A 19509-nucleotide genomic window follows, 5' to 3' on the forward strand; every position below is an offset into this window, starting at 1 on the left:
TCAATCCTTTCCCGACATGCTGCACATGACGTCCAGCATGCCTTCAATCGTATAAGTGTCAGGCACATGGGATGAGATCCCGTATTCCAAGAGCGCTTTCTCTGTCAAAGGGCCGATGCTGATATAGCTCGCACCGCTGTTTTCCCACGCTTTTTCTCCGTCTCCGACCGCGTGCATAAACGTATGCACCGCCGATGAGCTGGTAAACGTAATAAAATCAAAATGAGAGCGGGATGCAGCCCGTCTCAGCTCGTCCATGCCTTTTTCATCCTGAATGGTATTGTATAACACCCATTCCCTTATTTGATAGCCAAGCGGCTCAAGCTCCGCTTTTATGACATCGCGTGATAAATTGCCCTTTATCACTGAAATGGGTTCGGCAGCTGATGCGTGCCGTTTTAAAGTATCAGCCAGACATTCCGCCACATACTCGTCAGGCATCGCATCCGTCCGGGCTCCCCGCTCTTTCAGGGCGCGCGCAGTCTTTTCACCGACGGCTGCGATTTTTTTCCGTCCCGAAAGCGCAAGATCGTGACGATCAAGATAGGAAAAAAAGAACCGGACACCGTTTACGCTTGTAAACACAAGCCATCCCGGCTCAGAAAGGTCTTCCCGCAGACTGTCCGCACATTCATCCGGGAGCGCTTCCTGAAAAGCGATCAGCGAAGCGGAAACAGCCGTTCCGCCGAGCGCCTCCACTTTTTTTCGGAACGGAGCGGCCTGTCTTTTGTTCCGAGTGACAAGCACGGTCTTTCCTTGTAAAGGAAGGTCATTTGCCATCCTGATCGAGCTCCTGTTTCACGCTGTCGATTAATGCTTTGGCTCCTTTGTCAGACATCATCGCCGCACAGCGTTTTCCGATTTCTTCCGGATCATGTCCCGCCGCTGTTTCTTTATAAATCGTCTTTCCGTCCGGAGACGCGACAAGACCGACCAATTCAACCTCATCCCGGTCATTGACGGACGCATACCCGGCTATCGGCACTTGGCAGCCGCCTTCCATCGCGTGTAAGAAAGCCCGTTCGGCTGCCACCGTGCGCTGCGTATACTCATCGGTAAATTGCGCAAACAGCTTCAAAAGCTCCTCATCTGACTCTCTGCATTCAATGGCAAGAGCGCCTTGGCCGACCGCAGGCAGACAGCGGGCCGGTTCGAGAAATTCAGATACGACATCATCTTTCCAGCCCATTCTTGAAAGTCCCGCAGCCGCTAAAATAATAGCATCGTAATCTTCCGTTTCAAGCTTTTGAAGTCTCGTATCGATATTGCCTCTGATCCACTTAATTGTAAGATCAGGGCGTTCAGCAAGAATCTGGGCGCTTCTTCTTAAACTGCTGGTGCCGATGATGCCCCCTTCTTTTATGTCGTCCAGCTTTTGATGCCCCTTTGAAATCAGCGCATCACGCGGATCCTCACGTTTCGGTATGCAGCCTATGACAAGACCCTCAGGCAAAACGGCGGGCATGTCTTTCATGCTGTGAACCGCCATATCAATCTCCTGATGCAGCAGCGCCTGTTCAATCTCTTTGACAAACAAACCTTTGCCGCCCACTTTTGACAGTGTAACATCGAGGATGCGGTCGCCTTTTGTGACAATCTCCCGGATTTCAAAGTTATAGGAAGGGTTCAATTCCTTCAGTTTGTTAATCACCCATTTTGTCTGGGTCATAGCCAGTTTGCTCCGTCTGGAACCTACCTTAATCGTTCTCATTTTCTTTCCTCCCGAATCTGTTTGGGCGCGTGCGTTAACTGAACCAATGGAACTGCGACAGGCTTCCGAGCAGGAAGTAATTAATCATCAGCACGAGAAAACATGCTGAATTCCATAACGCCGCCACTTTTCCCTGCAGTTCCTTAATCATTCTGATATATAAATAGTAGCTGTATAAAAGCAGCACAATAAACGAGCCGAGCACTTTTGAATCAAACCAGTACAGCGTTTCCAGCGACACATACGCCCAGATCACGCCTAATATCAGGCTCAACAGCAGCATCGGAACCCCGATGACATTTAAAACGTAAGCCATATAATCAAGTTTTGACAAATCTTCAATTCTCAACAGCCATTTTCCCCACTTTTTCTTCTTTAATAAAGAGTATTGAAACTGATAAAGAAGCGAAAAGACAAAAGAAAGGGAAAAAGCGCCGTAAGACAGAATCGCCATTGTAATATGAATGACCAAAAGCTCCGAGACCAGCTGGCCGGAAAAAGCGGCCGAATGCTGATCCGTCGGTGAAAACGTATGGATCGCAATCATCGAGAAACCGATGACATTCGTGAAAAACACGATAAAATCAACGCGCAGAATCTGCGTGACCACAAGTGAGAGCGTGACAAGCACCCACGCATAAAAGTAAAGGGCCTCCGTAATATTCAAGACCGGAAATCTGCCCGTCTGCCACATGAAATAAGAAAGATAGACGGTTTGCAGAGTCCAGACAATAGAAAGCAACCAGAAGGCCATTTTCCCAGCCTTCCGGTTGTGTTGAAGAAAATCTATAAAGTAAAAAAGGACGCTTACTGCATAAATAACAATTGTCGCTTCATTAAGTCTTGCCATTGCTGTATCAATCATACAGCCCTCACTCACTTACAAGCGGACGTAAGCCCGTTTTTGCTTCTGCCTTTTGAAACGAATGAACCGTCTGGCGGTTATCCAGGCTTTTGTCCAGCTGGCGGCCGGCCTCTTCCTCAATATCGAATATCTGCATAAACAGCTTCAGCTTTTCATCTGAATCCGCTTCAGCCGCAAGCTCTTTCGCTTTCAGAATCGGGTCGCGCAGCATTTGGTTAATGATGCTTTTCGTATGTTTGCTGAGAAGTTTTTTCTCTCTTACCGTCAGATGAGGCAGCTTGCGCTCAATGCTCTGCATCGTATCAGACTGGATGGACAGCGCCTTTTCACGCAGCGCCGAAATGACCGGCACGACGCCGAGCGTATTAAGCCACTGCTTAAACTCAACAATTGCCGCTTCAATAAACAGCTCGACTTTTTCAGCGGTTTCACGGCGTTCTTGTAAGTTGGCTTCAACGATTCCTTCAAGGTCATCAATATCGTACAGAAAAACACCTTCAAGATCGTTCAGCGCCGGATCGAGGTCCCTCGGCACAGCGATATCCACCATAAATAACGGGCGGCCTTTCCGCTGTCTGCCCGCTCTCTCCATCATTTCTTTAGACACGACGAAATCACTTGCGCCTGTCGAACTGATTAAAATATCAGCTTCAGCAAGTGCATGTTCAAGCTGGTTTAAGCTGCGCGCTTCTCCGGAGAAACGGTCAGCAAGCGCTTTTGCCTTCAAAAACGTTCTGTTGATGACCGTTACTTTGCCGATGCCCTGACCGTGCAGGTTTTCTGCGGCGAGCTCGCCCATTTTTCCCGCACCGAGAATCAAAATGTGCTTATTTGACAATGAGCCGAAGATTTTTTTCGCGAGTTCAACGGCGGCGTAACTGACGGAAACGGCATTGGCGCCGATATCGGTTTCGGCATGCGTGCGTTTGCCGACGGTGACCGCCTGTTTAAACAGCTCATTGAAAATGGTGCCGATCGTCTTTTCTGCCTGCGCCGTTTTAAAGCTTGAGCGGACCTGGCCGAGTATTTGCGTTTCTCCGATGACCATGGAATCCAAGCCGCACGCCACACGGAATAAATGCTCGATCGCCGCGTCGCTCTCATAAAATTTCAGAAACGGAGACAGCTCTTCTTTCGGCAGTGAGAACCATTCGGATAAAAATGTCTTTATATAATAACGGCCGGTATGAAGCTGGTCGACCACCGCATATATTTCGGTGCGGTTGCAGGTTGACACGATAATGTTTTCAAGAACGCTTTTTTCTCCTTGTAAACGGAGCATCGCTTCTGCAAGCTCATCCGGCTGAAAACTTATTTTTTCGCGTATTTCAATAGGGGCGGATTTATAATCTACTCCCACAACAAGAATATGCATCGCTTTCATGCACCCCCGTACATCGCAATTTATTTATAATCATTCTAACATAGAATTTATTATTTATAATGATTATAACATAGTTTCTTCGGGAAAATGTGAACAGATTTCAAAAATGTTATGCTATAGTATAAAAAGCTCGTTTCCACTGTAATCATCATACTAAAAATCCTTTACTGCGGGTAGGTGACAGGATGAAAAAAACATCAATTTTATTACCGGGACTTCTGCTTGCCGCTTCATTATTCGCATGGCTTCAGAGCGGACAGGTTCACCTGTTTGCGAATCAGGGGGAATGGCCGGTGCTCCTTATGCTTTTGGGCGCTGTGCTCTTGTATCAGGGCAAAAAGGAAGCGGCCGGGCCTCACGTCCTGATCGGCATGCTTCTTTTCGGCATAGGTTTACACTTTTTCGCCAAACCTGAGCTCTCATGGTGGCCGGGAGATTTTGAAATGATTCTCTTCGTCTTCGGATTCTCCTTATTTGCGGCAGCCAGAAAAGAATATGTATACGAAGCGGTTGCCATGATTGGTTTTTCCCTCTTTTTATACTTCTTTAAACAAATTACGGCGTGGCTGGAGTCCGTCCATATTCCGACGGAACACTTCAAAACATACTGGCCGTATGTTTTCATCGGAATCAGCCTTTTATTATTGTTTATCAAGCGGAACAAAACTATACGATAAAACCCAAAACGCACTGCGTTTTGGGTTTTTCATTACCGGCTGATCATTTTTTTAATGGCTCCCCATGCTTCATCTTTGCCTTTTTTCGTTTCAGAGGAAAATAAAATCAGCTCATCTTCAGGATCCATATCAAGCGTCTGTTTGACAACCTTTAAGTGCTTGTCCCATTTTCCTTTTGGAATCTTATCCGCTTTTGTCGCGATAACGATGACGGGAATGCCGTAATACTTCAGGAATTCATACATGTTCACGTCTTCAGCAGACGGCGCGTGCCTGAGATCGACAATCTGCACGCAGGCTTTCAGCTCTTCGCGGGTCGTCATATAGGTTTCAATCATTCTCCCCCATGCTTCCCGCTCGCTTTTGGAAACTTTCGCAAATCCGTACCCGGGAACGTCGACAAAATGCAATTCATCATTGATGATGTAAAAGTTTAGGGTCTGTGTTTTCCCCGGTTTTGATGACGTTCTGGCCAAGTTTTTCCGATTGATTAATGAATTGATAAAAGATGACTTTCCTACATTTGATCTTCCCGCCAGCGCGATTTCCGGAAGCCCCCCATCAGGGTACTGTTCGGGTTTGACCGCGCTGATCACGATTTCTGACTTTGTGACTTTCATTTCTTCTCTCCTACTAAGGCATGTTCCAAAACGTCATCCAGGTGAGAAACGAATATAAACTTCAGTCCTTCTCTGACGCTTTCTGGAATATCCTCTATATCTTTTTCGTTATCTTTAGGCGCAATAATAGTGGTCAGGCCCGCTCTGTGCGCGCCGAGCGCCTTTTCTTTCAGTCCGCCGATCGGAAGCACGCGGCCCCGCAGCGTAATTTCTCCCGTCATACCGACTTCGCGTTTTACCGCACGGTCCGTTAATGCTGAAACGAGCGCCGTGGCCATCGTAATTCCGGCAGAAGGGCCGTCTTTCGGCACCGCTCCTTCAGGGACATGGATATGAATGTCATACTTCTCATGGAATTTCGGATCGATTCCGAACTGTTCCGCTTTCGAGCGGACATAACTGAAAGCGGCCTGCGCTGATTCCCGCATGACATCTCCAAGCTTCCCGGTCAGAATCAGCTTTCCTTTTCCCGGTGACAATGACACTTCGATTGACAGCGTATCTCCGCCGACCGTCGTATACGCAAGCCCCGTGACAACCCCGATTTGATCTTCGGTTTCCGCCTGTCCGTATCTGAATATCCGTTTTCCGAGATAGTCGGCCAGATTTTTCTCTGTAACGGTAATGCGTTTTCTCTCCTCAGACACAATGGCTTTTGCAGCCTTTCGGCAAATGGCGGCAATCTGGCGTTCAAGCGTTCTCACGCCGGCTTCCCTCGTGTAGTAGCGGATGATGTCCGTAATCGCCTGGTCCCGAATCTGCAGGTTGCTCTTTGTGAGCCCGTGCTCTTTGATTTGTTTCGGAAGCAGGTGGTCCTTCACGATCTCCAGCTTTTCGTTTTCAGTATAGCCTGACAGGCTGATAATCTCCATTCTGTCTCTGAGAGGTCCCGGTATGGAAGCAAGGTTATTCGCAGTCGCGATAAACAGCACTTTCGATAAATCGAACGTCTCTTCAATATAGTGGTCGCTGAATGTGCTGTTTTGTTCCGGATCCAGCACCTCAAGCATCGCCGAAGACGGATCGCCTCTGAAATCAGACGACATTTTGTCGATCTCATCCAGGAGAAAGACCGGATTTTGTTTACCGGCTTTTTTCATCCCCTGTATAATACGGCCCGGCATCGCTCCGACGTATGTACGCCGGTGCCCGCGGATTTCAGACTCATCGCGCACTCCGCCCAGTGAAATTCTCACAAAACGGCGCCCCATGCTCGTACTGATTGATTTTGCAAGAGATGTTTTACCGACTCCCGGAGGTCCGGCCAGACAAAGAATCGGCCCTTTCAGCGTTTTCGTCAGCTGTTTCACGGCCAAATATTCCAAAATCCGCTCTTTCACTTTCTCTAAGCCGTGGTGCTCTTTATCTAAGATTTCCCCGGCTTTTTTAATATCAAGTTTATCTTCTGTTTCATCCGACCACGGAAGGGCGATGAGCCAGTCAATATAGTTGCGGATAACAGAGCTTTCCGCTGAGCTTGACGGCACTTTTTCGTAACGGCTTAATTCCTTAAGCGCCGTTTCTTTGACACGCTCAGGCATGCCTGCTTCTTCTATCTTTTCCGTGAGCGACTGAACTTCGCCGGTTTTTCCTTCTTTGTCGCCAAGCTCCTTCTGAATGGCTTTCATCTGTTCACGCAAGTAGTATTCCTTTTGAGTGCGTTCCATCGAACGTTTGACGCGCTGACCGATTTTTTTCTCAATCTCCAGCACTTCTTTTTCATTATGAATGGAACGGATGACCTTATTCAGACGTTCTTTAATATCCGCCGTTTCTAAAATGTCCTGCTTGTCCTTTAATTTCAGCGGGAGATGAGAAGCGACGATATCCGCCATTCTGCCGGGCTCTTCAATATCAGTCACAGCCGCATACGTTTCTGCGGAGATTTTTTTAGAAATTTTTATGTACTGGTCAAAATGGTCCAGCAGCGTCCGCATAAGCGCTTCGTCTTCCACGTCTTTTGAATCATCCTCATGCATCAGCTGTATATCGACCGAAGTATAATCTTCGAGCTCGGTGTATTCAAGGATCTGCGCCCGCTGAATTCCTTCTACGAGCACTCTGATCGTACCGTTGGGCAGCTTCAGCATCTGTTTAATTTTTGTATAAGTGCCGACGGCGAAAATATCCTCTTCACCCGGTTCGTCTATCGAAATATCCTGCTGAGTGGCTAAAAAAATCATATGATCATGCATCATTGCCTGTTCAAGAGCCTGAACCGACTTGTCACGGCCTACATCTAAATGTAAAACCATTGTCGGGTATACCAATAAGCCTCTTAAAGGGAGGAGCGGGATGCTGCGTTTTGTATCTTCTGCCATGTGACTGACACCTCCGTGACTTTAGTATGAACCATTATAATACAACTTTTTCATCGTTGTACAATTCCGGGATCGGGCTTTAATCGGCTTATCCGCCTGCCCTGTATATAAAACAGTCTCTTCGTAGTATACCCTTTCTTTCTGTTCTGAAAAAGGAAAAGATGTCCTCCATAAAAAAACCCCATTATAAAAATGGGGTTTATACGGATTCTTTATTCATTTGGATATCAAACGGTTTTTGTTCTGAAGGAGGGTCAACCAATATGACGTCCAGCACTTCCTGGAACGTTTTTACCGCTTTAATGGTGATTCCGTCTATTCGTTTCAGAATGGACTGCTGATTTTCATATGGGATAATGACCGTTTTTGCTCCGGCCTGTTTTGCGGCTTTAATTTTCGGAATGACGCCGCCGATCGGTTTGACAAGCCCCGTCAGGCTGATTTCTCCCGTCATCGCCACCGTATGGTCGATCGGGATGCGGTGAATCGCGGAAAAAATCCCCGCGGCCATCGCGATACCTGCTGAAGGTCCGTCAATCGGGCCTCCGCCCGGAAAATTCACGTGAATGTCATAGTCTGAAGGTTTGATGCCCATTGTGCGCAGAACCGTCAGAACATTTTCCACAGATCCCTTTGCCATGCTTTTGCGGCGGATCGACTTCGATTGGCTGCCGATACTTTCTTCCTCTGCAATTCCCGTGATATTCAGGCTTCCTTTGTCCTGCGCAGGTGTGACATTCACTTCGATTTCCAGCAATGCGCCGCTGTTCGGCCCGTAGACGGCAAGTCCGTTCACGATGCCGACTTGCGGTTCATCGGCGATTTTCTGCTCATTTTTAGGTGTAAGCTGACTGGAATGAACAACCCATTCTATATCTTCTGTCGTAATTTCTTTTCTGTCCTCAGTCACCGCCATGCCGGCGGCGATCTGGATCATATTGACGGCTTCACGTCCGTTTCTCGTATATGTGGTCAGCACACTGAGAGCTTCGTCAGAAATCTCTTTCTGAATTTTGTCGGCTGCTTTTTTCGCAACGATTTTAAGTTCATCCTTTTCCAGCTCGCGGAAAAATACTTCAAGACAGCGCGAACGGATGGCCGGCGGAATTTCATTCGGCATTCTCGTTGTCGCTCCGATCAAACGGAAATCTGCCGGAAGCCCATTTTGAAAAATATCATGAATGTGATTCGGTATTTGCGTATTTTCTTCACTGTAATACGCACTGTCTAAAAATACTTTTCGATCTTCAAGCACCTTCAGCATTTTATTCATCTGAATCGGATGAAGCTCGCCGATTTCATCAATAAACAATACCCCGCCGTGAGCATGGGTCACAGCCCCCTGTTTCGGCTGCGGAATGCCTGCCTGGCCCATCGCTCCCGCTCCCTGATAAATCGGATCATGCACTGAACCGATAAGCGGATCGGCAATCCCCCGTTCATCAAACCGCGCGGTCGTCGCATCAAGTTCAACAAAAACAGCCTGCTTTTGAAACGGTGACTGTTTATGTTTTTTCGCTTCTTCCAATACCAGCCGCGCCGCAGCCGTTTTTCCGACTCCCGGAGGACCGTAAATAATGACGTGCTGCGGGTTCGGTCCGCAAAGCGCTGCTTTTAACGCTTTAATTCCGTCTTCCTGGCCGACAATGTCCTGAAAGCTTTTCGGCCGCACCTTTTCTGATAAAGGTTCTGATAAACTGATGGCGCGCATTTTGCGCAGCTGTTCCATTTCTTTTTTTGATTCTTTATCTATCGTCACTTTTTGTGTACGCTGGTTTTTGAGCAGATTCCAAAAATATAATCCGATGACTATCCCGAAAAACAGCTGTACAAATAATGCGATCCCTGTCCAACTCATGCTGGTCCCTCCTGAAAAAACGATTTATGTATCCAATTCATTCCTCTGTCCGCTAGTATCTCCCAGCAAAGCCCGGAATAAACATTTTCAGAAGGGTCAGGACAAGAAAAAAACCTCCTGATCAATTCGAGTCAGGAGGTTTTGTCATGTTATGCTGATGTTTTATCTTGGCCGACAACTGTGCCGTCTTTTAATACAAGACGCGGTGCTTCACCGTCTGCGACTGTCGCTCCGGTAATGACACATTTTTCAATATCATCGCGGGACGGCAGATCAAACATGACGTCAAGCATGATGCCTTCAATGATAGAACGCAGGCCGCGTGCGCCTGTTTTACGCTCGATCGCTTTTTTCGCAATTTCAGATAATGCCTCGTCTTCAAATTCAAGCTCGACATCATCAAGTTCTAACATTTTCTTGTATTGTTTGACGAGTGCGTTTTTCGGTTTAGTCAGAATTTCAACCAGTGCCGTTTCGTCAAGCTGCTCAAGGCTTGCAATGACAGGAAGACGGCCGATGAATTCAGGAATCAGACCGAAACGGAGCAAGTCTTCCGGAAGAACTTTAGAAAGCAGTTCTTCTTTTTCAAGGTCTGCCGCTTTATTATCTGAGCCGAAGCCGATGACTTTTTGTCCGAGACGGCGTTTGATGATTTGTTCGATGCCGTCAAATGCACCGCCGCAAATGAACAGGATGTTCGTCGTATCGATCTGGATGAATTCCTGATGAGGATGTTTGCGTCCTCCTTGAGGCGGCACGCTTGCAACCGTTCCTTCAAGAATTTTCAGCAGCGCCTGCTGAACGCCTTCGCCTGATACGTCGCGTGTAATGGACGGGTTTTCAGATTTTCGCGCTACTTTATCGATTTCATCGATATAAATAATGCCTTTTTCTGCTTTTTCCACATCATAGTCTGCTGCCTGAATCAGCTTGAGGAGGATGTTTTCTACGTCCTCACCGACATATCCGGCTTCAGTCAGAGATGTAGCGTCCGCGATCGCAAACGGCACGTTCAGAATACGCGCAAGCGTCTGGGCAAGAAGTGTTTTCCCGCTTCCAGTCGGTCCGATTAAAGAAATATTACTTTTAGAAAGCTCGACATCATCCACTTTACTGTTGGAGTTGATGCGTTTGTAATGGTTGTATACCGCAACCGCAAGTGATTTCTTCGCCTGATCCTGTCCGATGACATATTCATTCAGAATCTCACGGATTTCCTGCGGCTTCGGAACGTCTTTAAATTCGACTTCTTCTTCCGTACCAAGCTCTTCCTCTACGATTTCTGTACAGAGCTCAATACATTCGTCGCATATATATACACCCGGTCCTGCAACCAGCTTACGAACCTGATCTTGCGTTTTTCCGCAGAACGAGCATTTCAATTGTCCTTTTTCCTCGTTGAATTTAAACATTCTTTCACCCCTTAATCTTGTCTCACTTTTTCTTTTACCTGAAGGGCAAAAGAAAACGGTTCTTGCTACGATCGAGTATGTATTGCATTTTACCATACTTTCCAGTAAGACGGTAACAATGTGTTTCGCACTTGCACATTCTATATGTATGACGAAAAACAGCCCGGCAATGACTATCTTGCCCCAAGAAAAAGAGTTATATCATAATTGTACAAAACAAGGCACGAATTAATCGCGCCCTGTTTTATTATGTCTATTATTATGAACCATATTAACGGTTTTCTACAAGAAAATCAATTGCTTTTCGAACTTTTAAATCTTCTTTCATCGCGTCAGTTGAACCGATTGCCTGCTTAATGTTTTCAACCGGCATGTTGTAAGCTTCAGCCATTTTAGTCAGCTCAGCTTCAACTTCTTCGTCCGTTACTTCAAGGTTTTCCGCTTGAGCGATCGCTTCAAGAGTCAGGTTTGATTTTACGCGTTTTGCGGCATCTTCTTTCATTTGCTCTTTTAACGCGTTTTCGTCTTGGCCTGAGAATTGAGTGTAAAGCTCAAGGTTCATGCCTTGCATTTGCAGACGCTGTTCGAATTCTTTCAGCATGCGGTCAAGCTCAGTGTCGATCATCGCTTGAGGAACATCAGCTTCAGCGTTTTCAGATGCTTTCAGAACAAGCTCTTCACGCAATTTAGCGTCAGCTTCGTTTTCTTTTGCTTCTTCAAGGCGTTTTTTTGTTTTCTCAGTTAATTCAGCAAGCGTTTCAACTTCTTCGTCAATGTCTTTTGCGAATTCGTCGTTAAGCTCAGGAAGCTCTTTCGCTTTGATTTCATGAATTTTCACTTTGAAAACAGCTGGTTTTCCGGCAAGCTCTTCAGCGTGGTACTCTTCAGGGAATGTTACTTCAACATCCTTTTCAGCGCCTGCTTCAAGGCCTGTTAACTGCTCTTCGAAGCCCGGGATGAATGAACCTGATCCTACTTCAAGTGAGTAGTTCTCAGCTTTTCCGCCTTCAAACGCTTCGCCGTCAACGAAACCTTCGAAGTCAAGAACGACTGTATCGCCGTTTTCAACAGCGCCTTCTTCTTTCACGACAAGCTCAGCCTGACGCTCTTGAAGCGCTTTAAGTTCGTTTTGTACATCTTCGTCAGTAACGGCAGTGTCATCTTTTTCGATTCCTAAGCCTTTGTAGTCGCCAAGTTTCACTTCCGGTTTTACAGTCACTTTTGCAGTGAAAATTAAGCTTTCGCCTTTTTCGATTTTTTCAACATCGATTTCAGGGCGGTCTACAGGCTCAATGCCGGCTTCTTCAACCGCTTTAGGGTATTCTACAGGAAGTAAAATATCTAAAGCATCCTGGTAAAGAGCTTCAACGCCGAAACGCTGTTCGAATAAACCGCGGGGAACTTTCCCTTTGCGGAATCCAGGAATAGAAACCTGTTTTACTACTTTTTTAAATGCATCATCAAGAGCTGTTTTGAACGTATCCGCATCAACTTCAACCGTTAATACGCCTTCGTTGCCTTCTTGTTTTTCCCATTTTACAGACATGTGTTTCCCTCCAAAAATCTATTCAGGTTGTGTCGGTCTTCCATTCTAAAGCAATCCGCGGCTTTGTCAAAGAAAAAACCGCTTTGAATCAGAATCATTATGTAATGAACTGGCAGCCTGTCCAACCGTAATTCTCATTTCAGTTAAACCGCTATACATAAATACAACCACTATATTATAACATAACGCCTACCGCTTTCAACTATATGGTGTGATTTACAAATAAGAAATTTCTTCAATATCCTTAATCATCGTGCAGGCTTCTTCAAGTTCGCGGCTGTCAAACTCGTACATCATATGAAGTTCCTCCAGCTCAATGTCAATGCCGTGCATCTCGTAACCGACCTTATGAAGCGCCGCCGCCCATAAATCTGCGTTCAAAAACTTCGGCATAAAAGGGTGCAGGACGTACAGATGCCTTCTCCACAGCTCCTCGACGGCAGCGTATAATGTAGGGTTTTCATTGCCGAGCGTTTCATCAAGCACCCGGAGAACACGATGCAAAATCGGAGCCGCATCAGGCTGAACCGTTTCACTCGGAACCGCGGTCATTGAATCGCCGAATTTTGTAATATGAACCGGCTTGCTGTAGTCGTGCTCCGCCATCAGCGTCAAAATCATCGTTTTGATAAGCGGATGTGCGCCCGGATCTTGAAGAATCGTTTTTAAGAGACCCGTGTATTTTGCAATATTGCGGTCTTTGAGAGAATGAATCAGATTCATTTGTTCAGCGGGGTTGTTCAGCACTTTTTCCGCATCAAGAATGTCCTCGTATTCCTCCTCCCACGCTTCATCCTGCTGGTCGGGATCGGTCATTTTGCGGCTGAATTCGAGCAGCCGGTAGAATTGCTCCGCACTTTCTGCGGGCAGCTGGTTTTCTTCCAGCACAGCTTCAATTGTGCTTTTGACTTCTTCATATTGTTTCAGCTGAATTAAAATGGTCATGTACACCTGCAGTACGGTGAAATAATGGCCGTACCCTTCATTCAGCATTTTCTCGCAAACTTGTTTTGCTTCTTCCAATTCCCCGAGTTCCAGAAAACAAATCGCCATGCCTAAATGCACGTCGGACTCGGTATCGCCGTGGCTTACCGCCTCTGAAAACAGTTCGAGGGCCTCCTGATACTGTTTATCCTTCATGGCGGCCATTCCTTTATCAACCAAGCGTTCTTTCAGACGGGGGAAAGGAATGATATCAGCTTTTTTCTTGTCATGCGTCATACTTTATTTCCTTTCAGGCGCTATTTTTTTCAAGTGTATCAACACGCGTCAGGAAACACAAGAAAGGATGGTGCGCACGGTAAAAAAAGCCGCCGGACAGATGCCGGGCGGCTTTTTTCAGGCTTGAAGCCATGAACTTCTTTTCGATTCAAACTGCTGAATGTCGTCCTCCAGCAGAAGCGTTAATGAAATTTCATCATAGCCGTTAATCAGCATTTCCTTCCAGTGCGGATCGACTTCAAATGAAATCTCTTTTCCTTCACTGTCGTGAATGAGCTGGTTTTCCAAATCAACCGTCATGTTAAGAGACTGATTTTCATATTGACCGGCGAGTTTTTTCCACTGATCATACGGCATACGGATGGGAAGCATACCGTTTTTAAAACAGTTTTGATGAAAAATATCGGCAAATGACGGAGCAATGATAATTTTGAAGCCGTAATCATCCAGCGCCCAAGGAGCGTGCTCACGGGATGATCCGCAGCCGAAATTCTCTCCGGCAATTAATATGGACGCGCCTTCATAGACTTTGCGGTTTAATTCAAATTCAGGATCAGGCTCACCGTTCTCAAGGTATCTCCAATCAAAAAACGCGAATCTGCCGTATCCGGTTCTTTCAATTCTTTTCAAAAACTGTTTCGGAATAATCTGGTCCGTATCGACGTTGATCCGGTTTAAGACGGCCGCTTTTCCCGTATGCGTTTTTAAAGGTTCCATCTTTTCGCGCACTCCTTACACAACTGTTTTTTCTTGATAAAACTTTCTTACATCGACGAAATGCCCGTGAATGGCTGCCATTGCCGCCATCGCCGGACTGACAAGGTGTGTTCTCGCGCCTTTTCCCTGTCTGCCTTCGAAGTTGCGGTTGGAAGTGGAAGCGCATCGTTCCCCTTCAGGCACGACATCATTGTTCATACTGAGGCACATGCTGCAGCCTGATTCTCTCCATTCAAATCCGGCCTCGAGAAACACGCGGTGCAGCCCTTCTTCCTCGGCCTGCTGTTTCACGCTTTGAGAACCCGGGACCACAATGGCTCTGACGCTGTCAGCGACTTTTCGGCCTTTGATCATATCCGCAGCCTGGCGAAGATCGGTCATCCGCGAATTTGTACAGGAGCCGATAAACACATGCTCGACTTTAATATCTTCAATTTTTTGATTCGGTGAGATTCCCATGTATTCGTACGCGCGGATGGCTTCTTTTTTACCGTCTTCAGAATCAATCGTTTCCGGCGCCGGTATTTGGGCATCGACCGGAAGAACCATACCGGGATTGACGCCCCATGTTACCATTGGAGAAATCTCGCTGCCGTCTAACACGATGGAATGATCGTATACGGCGCCCGGATCGGTTTTTAACGCTTTCCATTCTGCGGCGGCTTTTTCAAATTCCTCGCCTTTTGGCGCGTATTTACGGTTTTTACAATATTCAATCGTCGTGTCATCCGGAGCGATCAGTCCCGCCCGTGCTCCCGCTTCTATTGACATATTGCAGACCGTCATGCGTTCGTCCATAGACATGTTTCTGAATACTTCCCCGGTGTATTCAATGACATATCCGGTACCGAATTTCACCCCGTATTTTCCGATGACCGACAAGATGACATCCTTCGCGGTCACTCCTTTTTGGAGCGTTCCGTCAACACGGATTTCAAGCGTTTTCGGCCGCTGCTGCCATAGTGTCTGAGTGGAAAGAACATGTTCCACCTCACTTGTGCCGATACCGAAGGCAAGCGCTCCAAACGCGCCGTGAGTCGATGTATGGCTGTCTCCGCAAACGATCGTTTTTCCCGGAAGTGTCAGACCAAGCTCAGGCCCGACCACGTGAACGATCCCCTGGTCTGCGCTGTGAAGATCCGCAAGACGGACGCCAAACTCCTCGCAATTCCGTTCAAGCGCGGTTACTTGGCGCTTTGCGACTTCATCTTTAATGTCAAAACGGTTGACGGTCGGAATATTGTGGTCCATCGTTGCGAATGTATTCTGCGGCCGTCTGACCTTTCTCCCCTTCTGCCTTAACCCTTCAAACGCCTGAGGAGACGTCACCTCATGAATTAAGTGCAGATCAATATAGAGAAGGTCGGGTTTTCCTTCACCGCTTTTTACAACATGCCGATCCCAAATCTTTTCGATGATTGTTCGAGGCATCATCTTTGTTTCCTCCCTCTACCTATGAACTAAGACCGCTTTCTTTAAAGCGTCACACTATAGATTTTGTATTCGAGCCGGCTAATGCGGCTTTTACTTTTTCAGTAATGTCATGCGTTCCGGCATATTGGCCGTCCCGGGCGATATCACGTGTACGGCTGCCATCTGCAAGCACCTTTGCGACCGCTTTTTCCACCGCCTGCGCTTCGTTTTCAAGCCCGAAAGATGTTCTCAAAAGCATCGCCGCTGATAAAATCGCCGCAAACGGATTGGCCATCCCTTTACCGGCGATGTCAGGCGCAGATCCATGCACGGGTTCAAACAAGTGAAGACCTGAACTTGATAAACTGGCTGACGGCAGCATGCCGAGCGAGCCTGTCAGCATGGAGGCTTCATCGCTTAAAATATCGCCGAACATATTCTCAGTTACGATGACGTCAAACTGGCTCGGGGCGTAGATGAGCTGCATCGCGGCATTATCGACAAGCATATGTTCAAGCGTCACATCAGGAAATTCTTTTGCGATTTCATTTGCGGTTTCCCGCCACAGCCTGCTTGAAGAAAGCACATTCGCCTTATCAACGGACGTCACTTTTCCTTTTCTGCCGGCAGCCATCTTAAAAGCTTCTCTGACAACGCGTGCGATTTCTTCTTTCTTATAAAAAAGGGTATCGACCGCTTCCTTTTCTCCCGCTTCATTGACATACTGTCTGCTCGGTTCTCCAAAGTAGAGGCCGCCCGTCAGTTCCCTGACGATTACAAAGTCGACGCCTCTGATATATTCTTTTTTCAGCGGAGACGCCTCAGACAAGCTTTCAAATACGGTCACGGGACGCAGATTGGCAAACAGGCCGAGTTTTTTTCTGATGCCGAGCAGGCCTTTTTCCGGTCTGAGCTCCGGAGGATTTTGGTCCCATTTCGGCCCGCCGACTGCCCCGAGCAGGATGGCGTCGGATCTTTCACAAAGAGCCACCGTCTCCTCAGGAAGGGGGTTTTGATGGGCGTCAATAGCCGCTCCCCCGATCAGCCCGTTTTCAAATTCAAATTCATGTCCGAATTGTTCGGCAACGCTTTTCAATACATCTGCCGCTGATTCCGCCACTTCCGGTCCGATTCCGTCACCGGGCAGCAAAGCAATACGTTTTTTCAAATCAAACGTTCTCCTTTCTATTACGAGCCGACCGCAGTCTGTCTCTTTAATCCGTCTAAATTGCAATCCAGCACCAGCTGCCGGTTCACGGCGTTCAGATAAGCTTTAGCAGAAGCTTCCAGAACATCCTGCGCGATTCCCCGCCCTGATGTTTCTTTTCCGTTCACGGTCACTCTGACAAAAACTTGAGCCAGCGCGTCTTCGCCTTTCCGGTTGGATTGGATGCGGTAGTCTGTCAGTTCAATATTTTTATCGATGCAGCGCCCGAGCGTATTATAAACGGCTTCTACGCTGCCCGCCCCCGTTGCCGCCTCTTGAATCAGCTGTTCGTTTTCCTGATTTTTTAAAGAGACTGTTGCAGTCGGCACCTGAGACGTCCCGTAATGCACTTGCAGAGACAAAAATTCATAGCCGATTTTTTTGTCTGTCACTTTTTCTTCTAAAATAAGAGAAATCAAGTCATCATCGGTGATTTCTTTTTTCTTTTCGGTCAGTTCTTTAAACATCGTAAAAAATTTATTGATTTCCTCACTATCAAACTGGAATCCAAGCGCATTCAGGCGGTCTTTGAACGCATGGCGTCCGGAATGCTTTCCGAGTACGAGCGCATCAGCAGTCACGCCGACAAGTTCCGGTGAAATGATTTCATATGTTGATTTTTCTTTCAGGAAACCGTCTTGGTGAATGCCGGACTCATGTGCGAAAGCGTTATCTCCGACGATTGCTTTATTGCGGGGAACGGCCATGCCCGTCAGTTTGCTGACAAGATCACTCGTCCGCTTCAATTCATGAAGATTAAGAGATGAATCGGCTTGATGCGCGTCATTTCTGACATGAAGCGCAACGGCGATTTCCTCTAGCGCGGCGTTCCCGGCTCTTTCTCCTATGCCGTTAATGGCGCATTCAATTTGATCAGCGCCGTTCTCAATTGCCGAAAGCGAGTTGGCAACCGCCATTCCGAGATCATCGTGGCAATGGGCTGAAAGCTTTACCCGGTTGATATTCGGAACGTGTTCCTTCATATATTTAAAGATGTTTCCGTATTCAGCCGGCGTCAGGTAACCTACAGTGTCCGGCAGGTTGATGACGCTCGCGCCGGCATCAATCACTTCTTCAACGATTTCAGCCAGAAACGGAAGTTCGGTGCGGCATGCGTCTTCTGCTGACCATTGAACGATCGGAAAGCGTTCTTTTGCATACTTCACCATTTCAACCGCTTTTTCCTTAACCTCTTCCCGCGTCATTTTCAGCTTATGCTTCAGATGAATGTCAGAGGTGGCGATAAAGATGTGAATCCGCGGGCTGGCCCCGTCTTTCAGCGCTTCCCAGGCTGCGTCGATGTCACCTTTGACAGATCGGGCAAGCCCTGTTACCGAACAATTTTTAATCGTTCTTGCGATTTCCTGCACGGCTAAAAAATCACCTCGGGATGAAGCGGGAAATCCCGCTTCAATAATATCCACCCCGAGTCTTTCAAGCTGCTTGGCTATCGCCAGTTTCTCCCGGGAATTGAGGTTGACCCCGGGGGATTGTTCACCGTCACGAAGGGTCGTGTCGAAAACATTAATTTTGCGCAACGGAGACCACCGCTTCCTTCTTTTTGCCTTGTTTGACAAACGGCATCATTTCACGAAGCTGTCTGCCGACCTTTTCAATCTGATGCTCGTTTTCACTTGCATTGATCGCATTGAAGCGAGGACGGTTCACTTGGTTTTCCACGATCCATTCTTTCGCGAATGTACCGTTTTGAATATCTGTTAATACTTGTTTCATCGATTCTTTTACCTTTGCATCGACTACGCGCGGCCCTGAGACAAAATCTCCCCATTGAGCCGTATCGGAGATAGAGTATCTCATGCCCGCCAATCCTTCTTCATACATCAAGTCTACGATCAACTTCAGTTCGTGCAGACACTCGAAGTATGCGAGTTCAGGCTGGTAGCCGGCTTCTGTCAGCGTTTCAAAACCCGCTTTGACAAGCGCCGTTAAACCTCCGCACAGAACAGCCTGCTCACCGAACAAATCCGTTTCCGTTTCTTCCTTAAATGTTGTTTCAAGAACGCCCGCACGCGCTCCGCCGATTCCTTTTGCATAAGCAAGAGCCGTATCTTTCGCTTCGCCTGATACATCCTGGTAGATGGCAAACAATGCCGGTACGCCCGCGCCTTGTTCATATGTTCTTCTGACAAGGTGTCCAGGTCCTTTAGGGGCGACAAGGAATACATCCACATCAGCAGGAGGCACGATCTGATGGAAATGGACGTTAAATCCGTGTGCGAATACCAATGACTTGCCCGCCGTCAATTCATCTTTGATTTCAGCTTCATATACTTTTTGCTGCTGTTCATCCGGAAGAAGAACCATAATGATATCAGCCTGGGCAGCCGCTTCTCTTACCGAAAAGACTTGATGACCGTCTTCTTGAGCCTGTGTAAATGATTTTCCTTGTCTGACGCCGACAATGACATCAATTCCGCTTTCTTTTAAGTTCAGCGCATGTGCGTGACCTTGTGAACCGTAACCGATAATCGCTACTTTTTTACCTGCCAATACGTTCTCTTTGATATCACCGTTATAATATACTTTTACCATTTTA

The 19509-nt window shown here is 47.2% G+C and carries 16 protein-coding genes; 1 reads left to right on the plus strand and 15 read right to left on the minus strand.

Annotated elements, in window-relative coordinates:
* From BR62_RS0110315 to hemA, 4 genes are read right to left on the minus strand one after another with little or no spacing between them, the layout of a single operon-like run.
* Positions 1-780 (minus strand): uroporphyrinogen-III synthase, encoded by a 780-nt coding sequence (locus BR62_RS0110315; RefSeq protein WP_032870754.1) that lies wholly within the window; start codon positions 778-780, stop codon positions 1-3.
* Positions 770-1711, minus strand: a complete 942-nt coding sequence (gene hemC, locus BR62_RS0110320) for a hydroxymethylbilane synthase (protein WP_032870756.1) — start codon at positions 1709-1711, stop codon at positions 770-772. Before hemC ends, BR62_RS0110315 begins: the two co-directional genes overlap by 11 nt.
* Before the next feature lie 34 nt (positions 1712-1745).
* Positions 1746-2576 carry a cytochrome c biogenesis protein gene (locus tag BR62_RS0110325; RefSeq protein WP_007408154.1) on the minus strand — a complete coding sequence of 277 codons (831 nt, stop codon included), beginning with the start codon at positions 2574-2576 and terminating at the stop codon, positions 1746-1748.
* A gap of 7 nt (positions 2577-2583) precedes the next feature.
* Positions 2584-3951, minus strand: a complete 1368-nt coding sequence (hemA, locus tag BR62_RS0110330; RefSeq protein WP_020956157.1) for a glutamyl-tRNA reductase — start codon at positions 3949-3951, stop codon at positions 2584-2586.
* 194 nt (positions 3952-4145) lie between these two features.
* Here hemA and BR62_RS0110335 point away from each other — a divergent pair, with 194 nt between their 5' ends.
* Positions 4146-4637 (plus strand): hypothetical protein, encoded by a 492-nt coding sequence (locus tag BR62_RS0110335; RefSeq protein WP_015240316.1) that lies wholly within the window; start codon positions 4146-4148, stop codon positions 4635-4637.
* Positions 4638-4669: 32 nt separating this feature from the next.
* Here BR62_RS0110335 and yihA read toward each other — a convergent pair whose 3' ends face one another.
* The 11 genes from yihA to ilvC form a co-directional block, all read right to left on the minus strand.
* The gene (yihA, locus tag BR62_RS0110340; protein WP_003152626.1) at positions 4670-5257 is read right to left on the minus strand and encodes a ribosome biogenesis GTP-binding protein YihA/YsxC; all 588 of its coding nucleotides are present in this window, start codon (positions 5255-5257) and stop codon (positions 4670-4672) included.
* Complete coding sequence (lon, locus tag BR62_RS0110345; protein WP_007612896.1) at positions 5254-7578, minus strand: endopeptidase La; 2325 nt, start codon at positions 7576-7578, stop codon at positions 5254-5256. The genes yihA and lon overlap by 4 nt, the downstream gene beginning before the upstream one ends.
* A 199-nt stretch (positions 7579-7777) precedes the next feature.
* A complete protein-coding gene (gene lonB, locus BR62_RS0110350; protein ID WP_012118116.1) occupies positions 7778-9436 on the minus strand; it encodes an ATP-dependent protease LonB in 1659 nt (552 codons plus the stop codon).
* 149 nt (positions 9437-9585) lie between these two features.
* Positions 9586-10848, minus strand: coding sequence for an ATP-dependent protease ATP-binding subunit ClpX (gene clpX, locus BR62_RS0110355; RefSeq protein WP_007408149.1), 1263 nt, complete (start codon positions 10846-10848; stop codon positions 9586-9588).
* A 271-nt stretch (positions 10849-11119) separates the two neighbouring features.
* On the minus strand, positions 11120-12394 hold the full coding sequence (tig, locus tag BR62_RS0110360; RefSeq protein WP_003152618.1) for a trigger factor: 1275 nt from the start codon (positions 12392-12394) through the stop codon (positions 11120-11122).
* A 216-nt stretch (positions 12395-12610) separates the two neighbouring features.
* Positions 12611-13615 carry a DNA damage checkpoint antagonist DdcA gene (ddcA, locus tag BR62_RS0110365; protein ID WP_032870758.1) on the minus strand — a complete coding sequence of 335 codons (1005 nt, stop codon included), beginning with the start codon at positions 13613-13615 and terminating at the stop codon, positions 12611-12613.
* Between the two features lie 117 nt (positions 13616-13732).
* The gene (gene leuD / locus BR62_RS0110370) at positions 13733-14332 is read right to left on the minus strand and encodes a 3-isopropylmalate dehydratase small subunit (protein ID WP_007408146.1); all 600 of its coding nucleotides are present in this window, start codon (positions 14330-14332) and stop codon (positions 13733-13735) included.
* Positions 14333-14347: 15 nt separating this feature from the next.
* On the minus strand, positions 14348-15766 hold the full coding sequence (gene leuC, locus BR62_RS0110375; protein ID WP_007408145.1) for a 3-isopropylmalate dehydratase large subunit: 1419 nt from the start codon (positions 15764-15766) through the stop codon (positions 14348-14350).
* A 49-nt stretch (positions 15767-15815) separates the two neighbouring features.
* A complete protein-coding gene (leuB, locus tag BR62_RS0110380; RefSeq protein ID WP_032870760.1) occupies positions 15816-16913 on the minus strand; it encodes a 3-isopropylmalate dehydrogenase in 1098 nt (365 codons plus the stop codon).
* Between the two features lie 20 nt (positions 16914-16933).
* A complete protein-coding gene (locus tag BR62_RS0110385; RefSeq protein WP_032870763.1) occupies positions 16934-18490 on the minus strand; it encodes a 2-isopropylmalate synthase in 1557 nt (518 codons plus the stop codon).
* Positions 18477-19505 carry a ketol-acid reductoisomerase gene (gene ilvC / locus BR62_RS0110390; protein WP_007408142.1) on the minus strand — a complete coding sequence of 343 codons (1029 nt, stop codon included), beginning with the start codon at positions 19503-19505 and terminating at the stop codon, positions 18477-18479. The genes BR62_RS0110385 and ilvC overlap by 14 nt, the downstream gene beginning before the upstream one ends.
* Positions 19506-19509: the final 4 nt, after the last annotated feature.

This window comes from Bacillus sp. UNC69MF (assembly GCF_000746035.1).
Lineage (GTDB): Bacteria > Bacillota > Bacilli > Bacillales > Bacillaceae > Bacillus > Bacillus velezensis.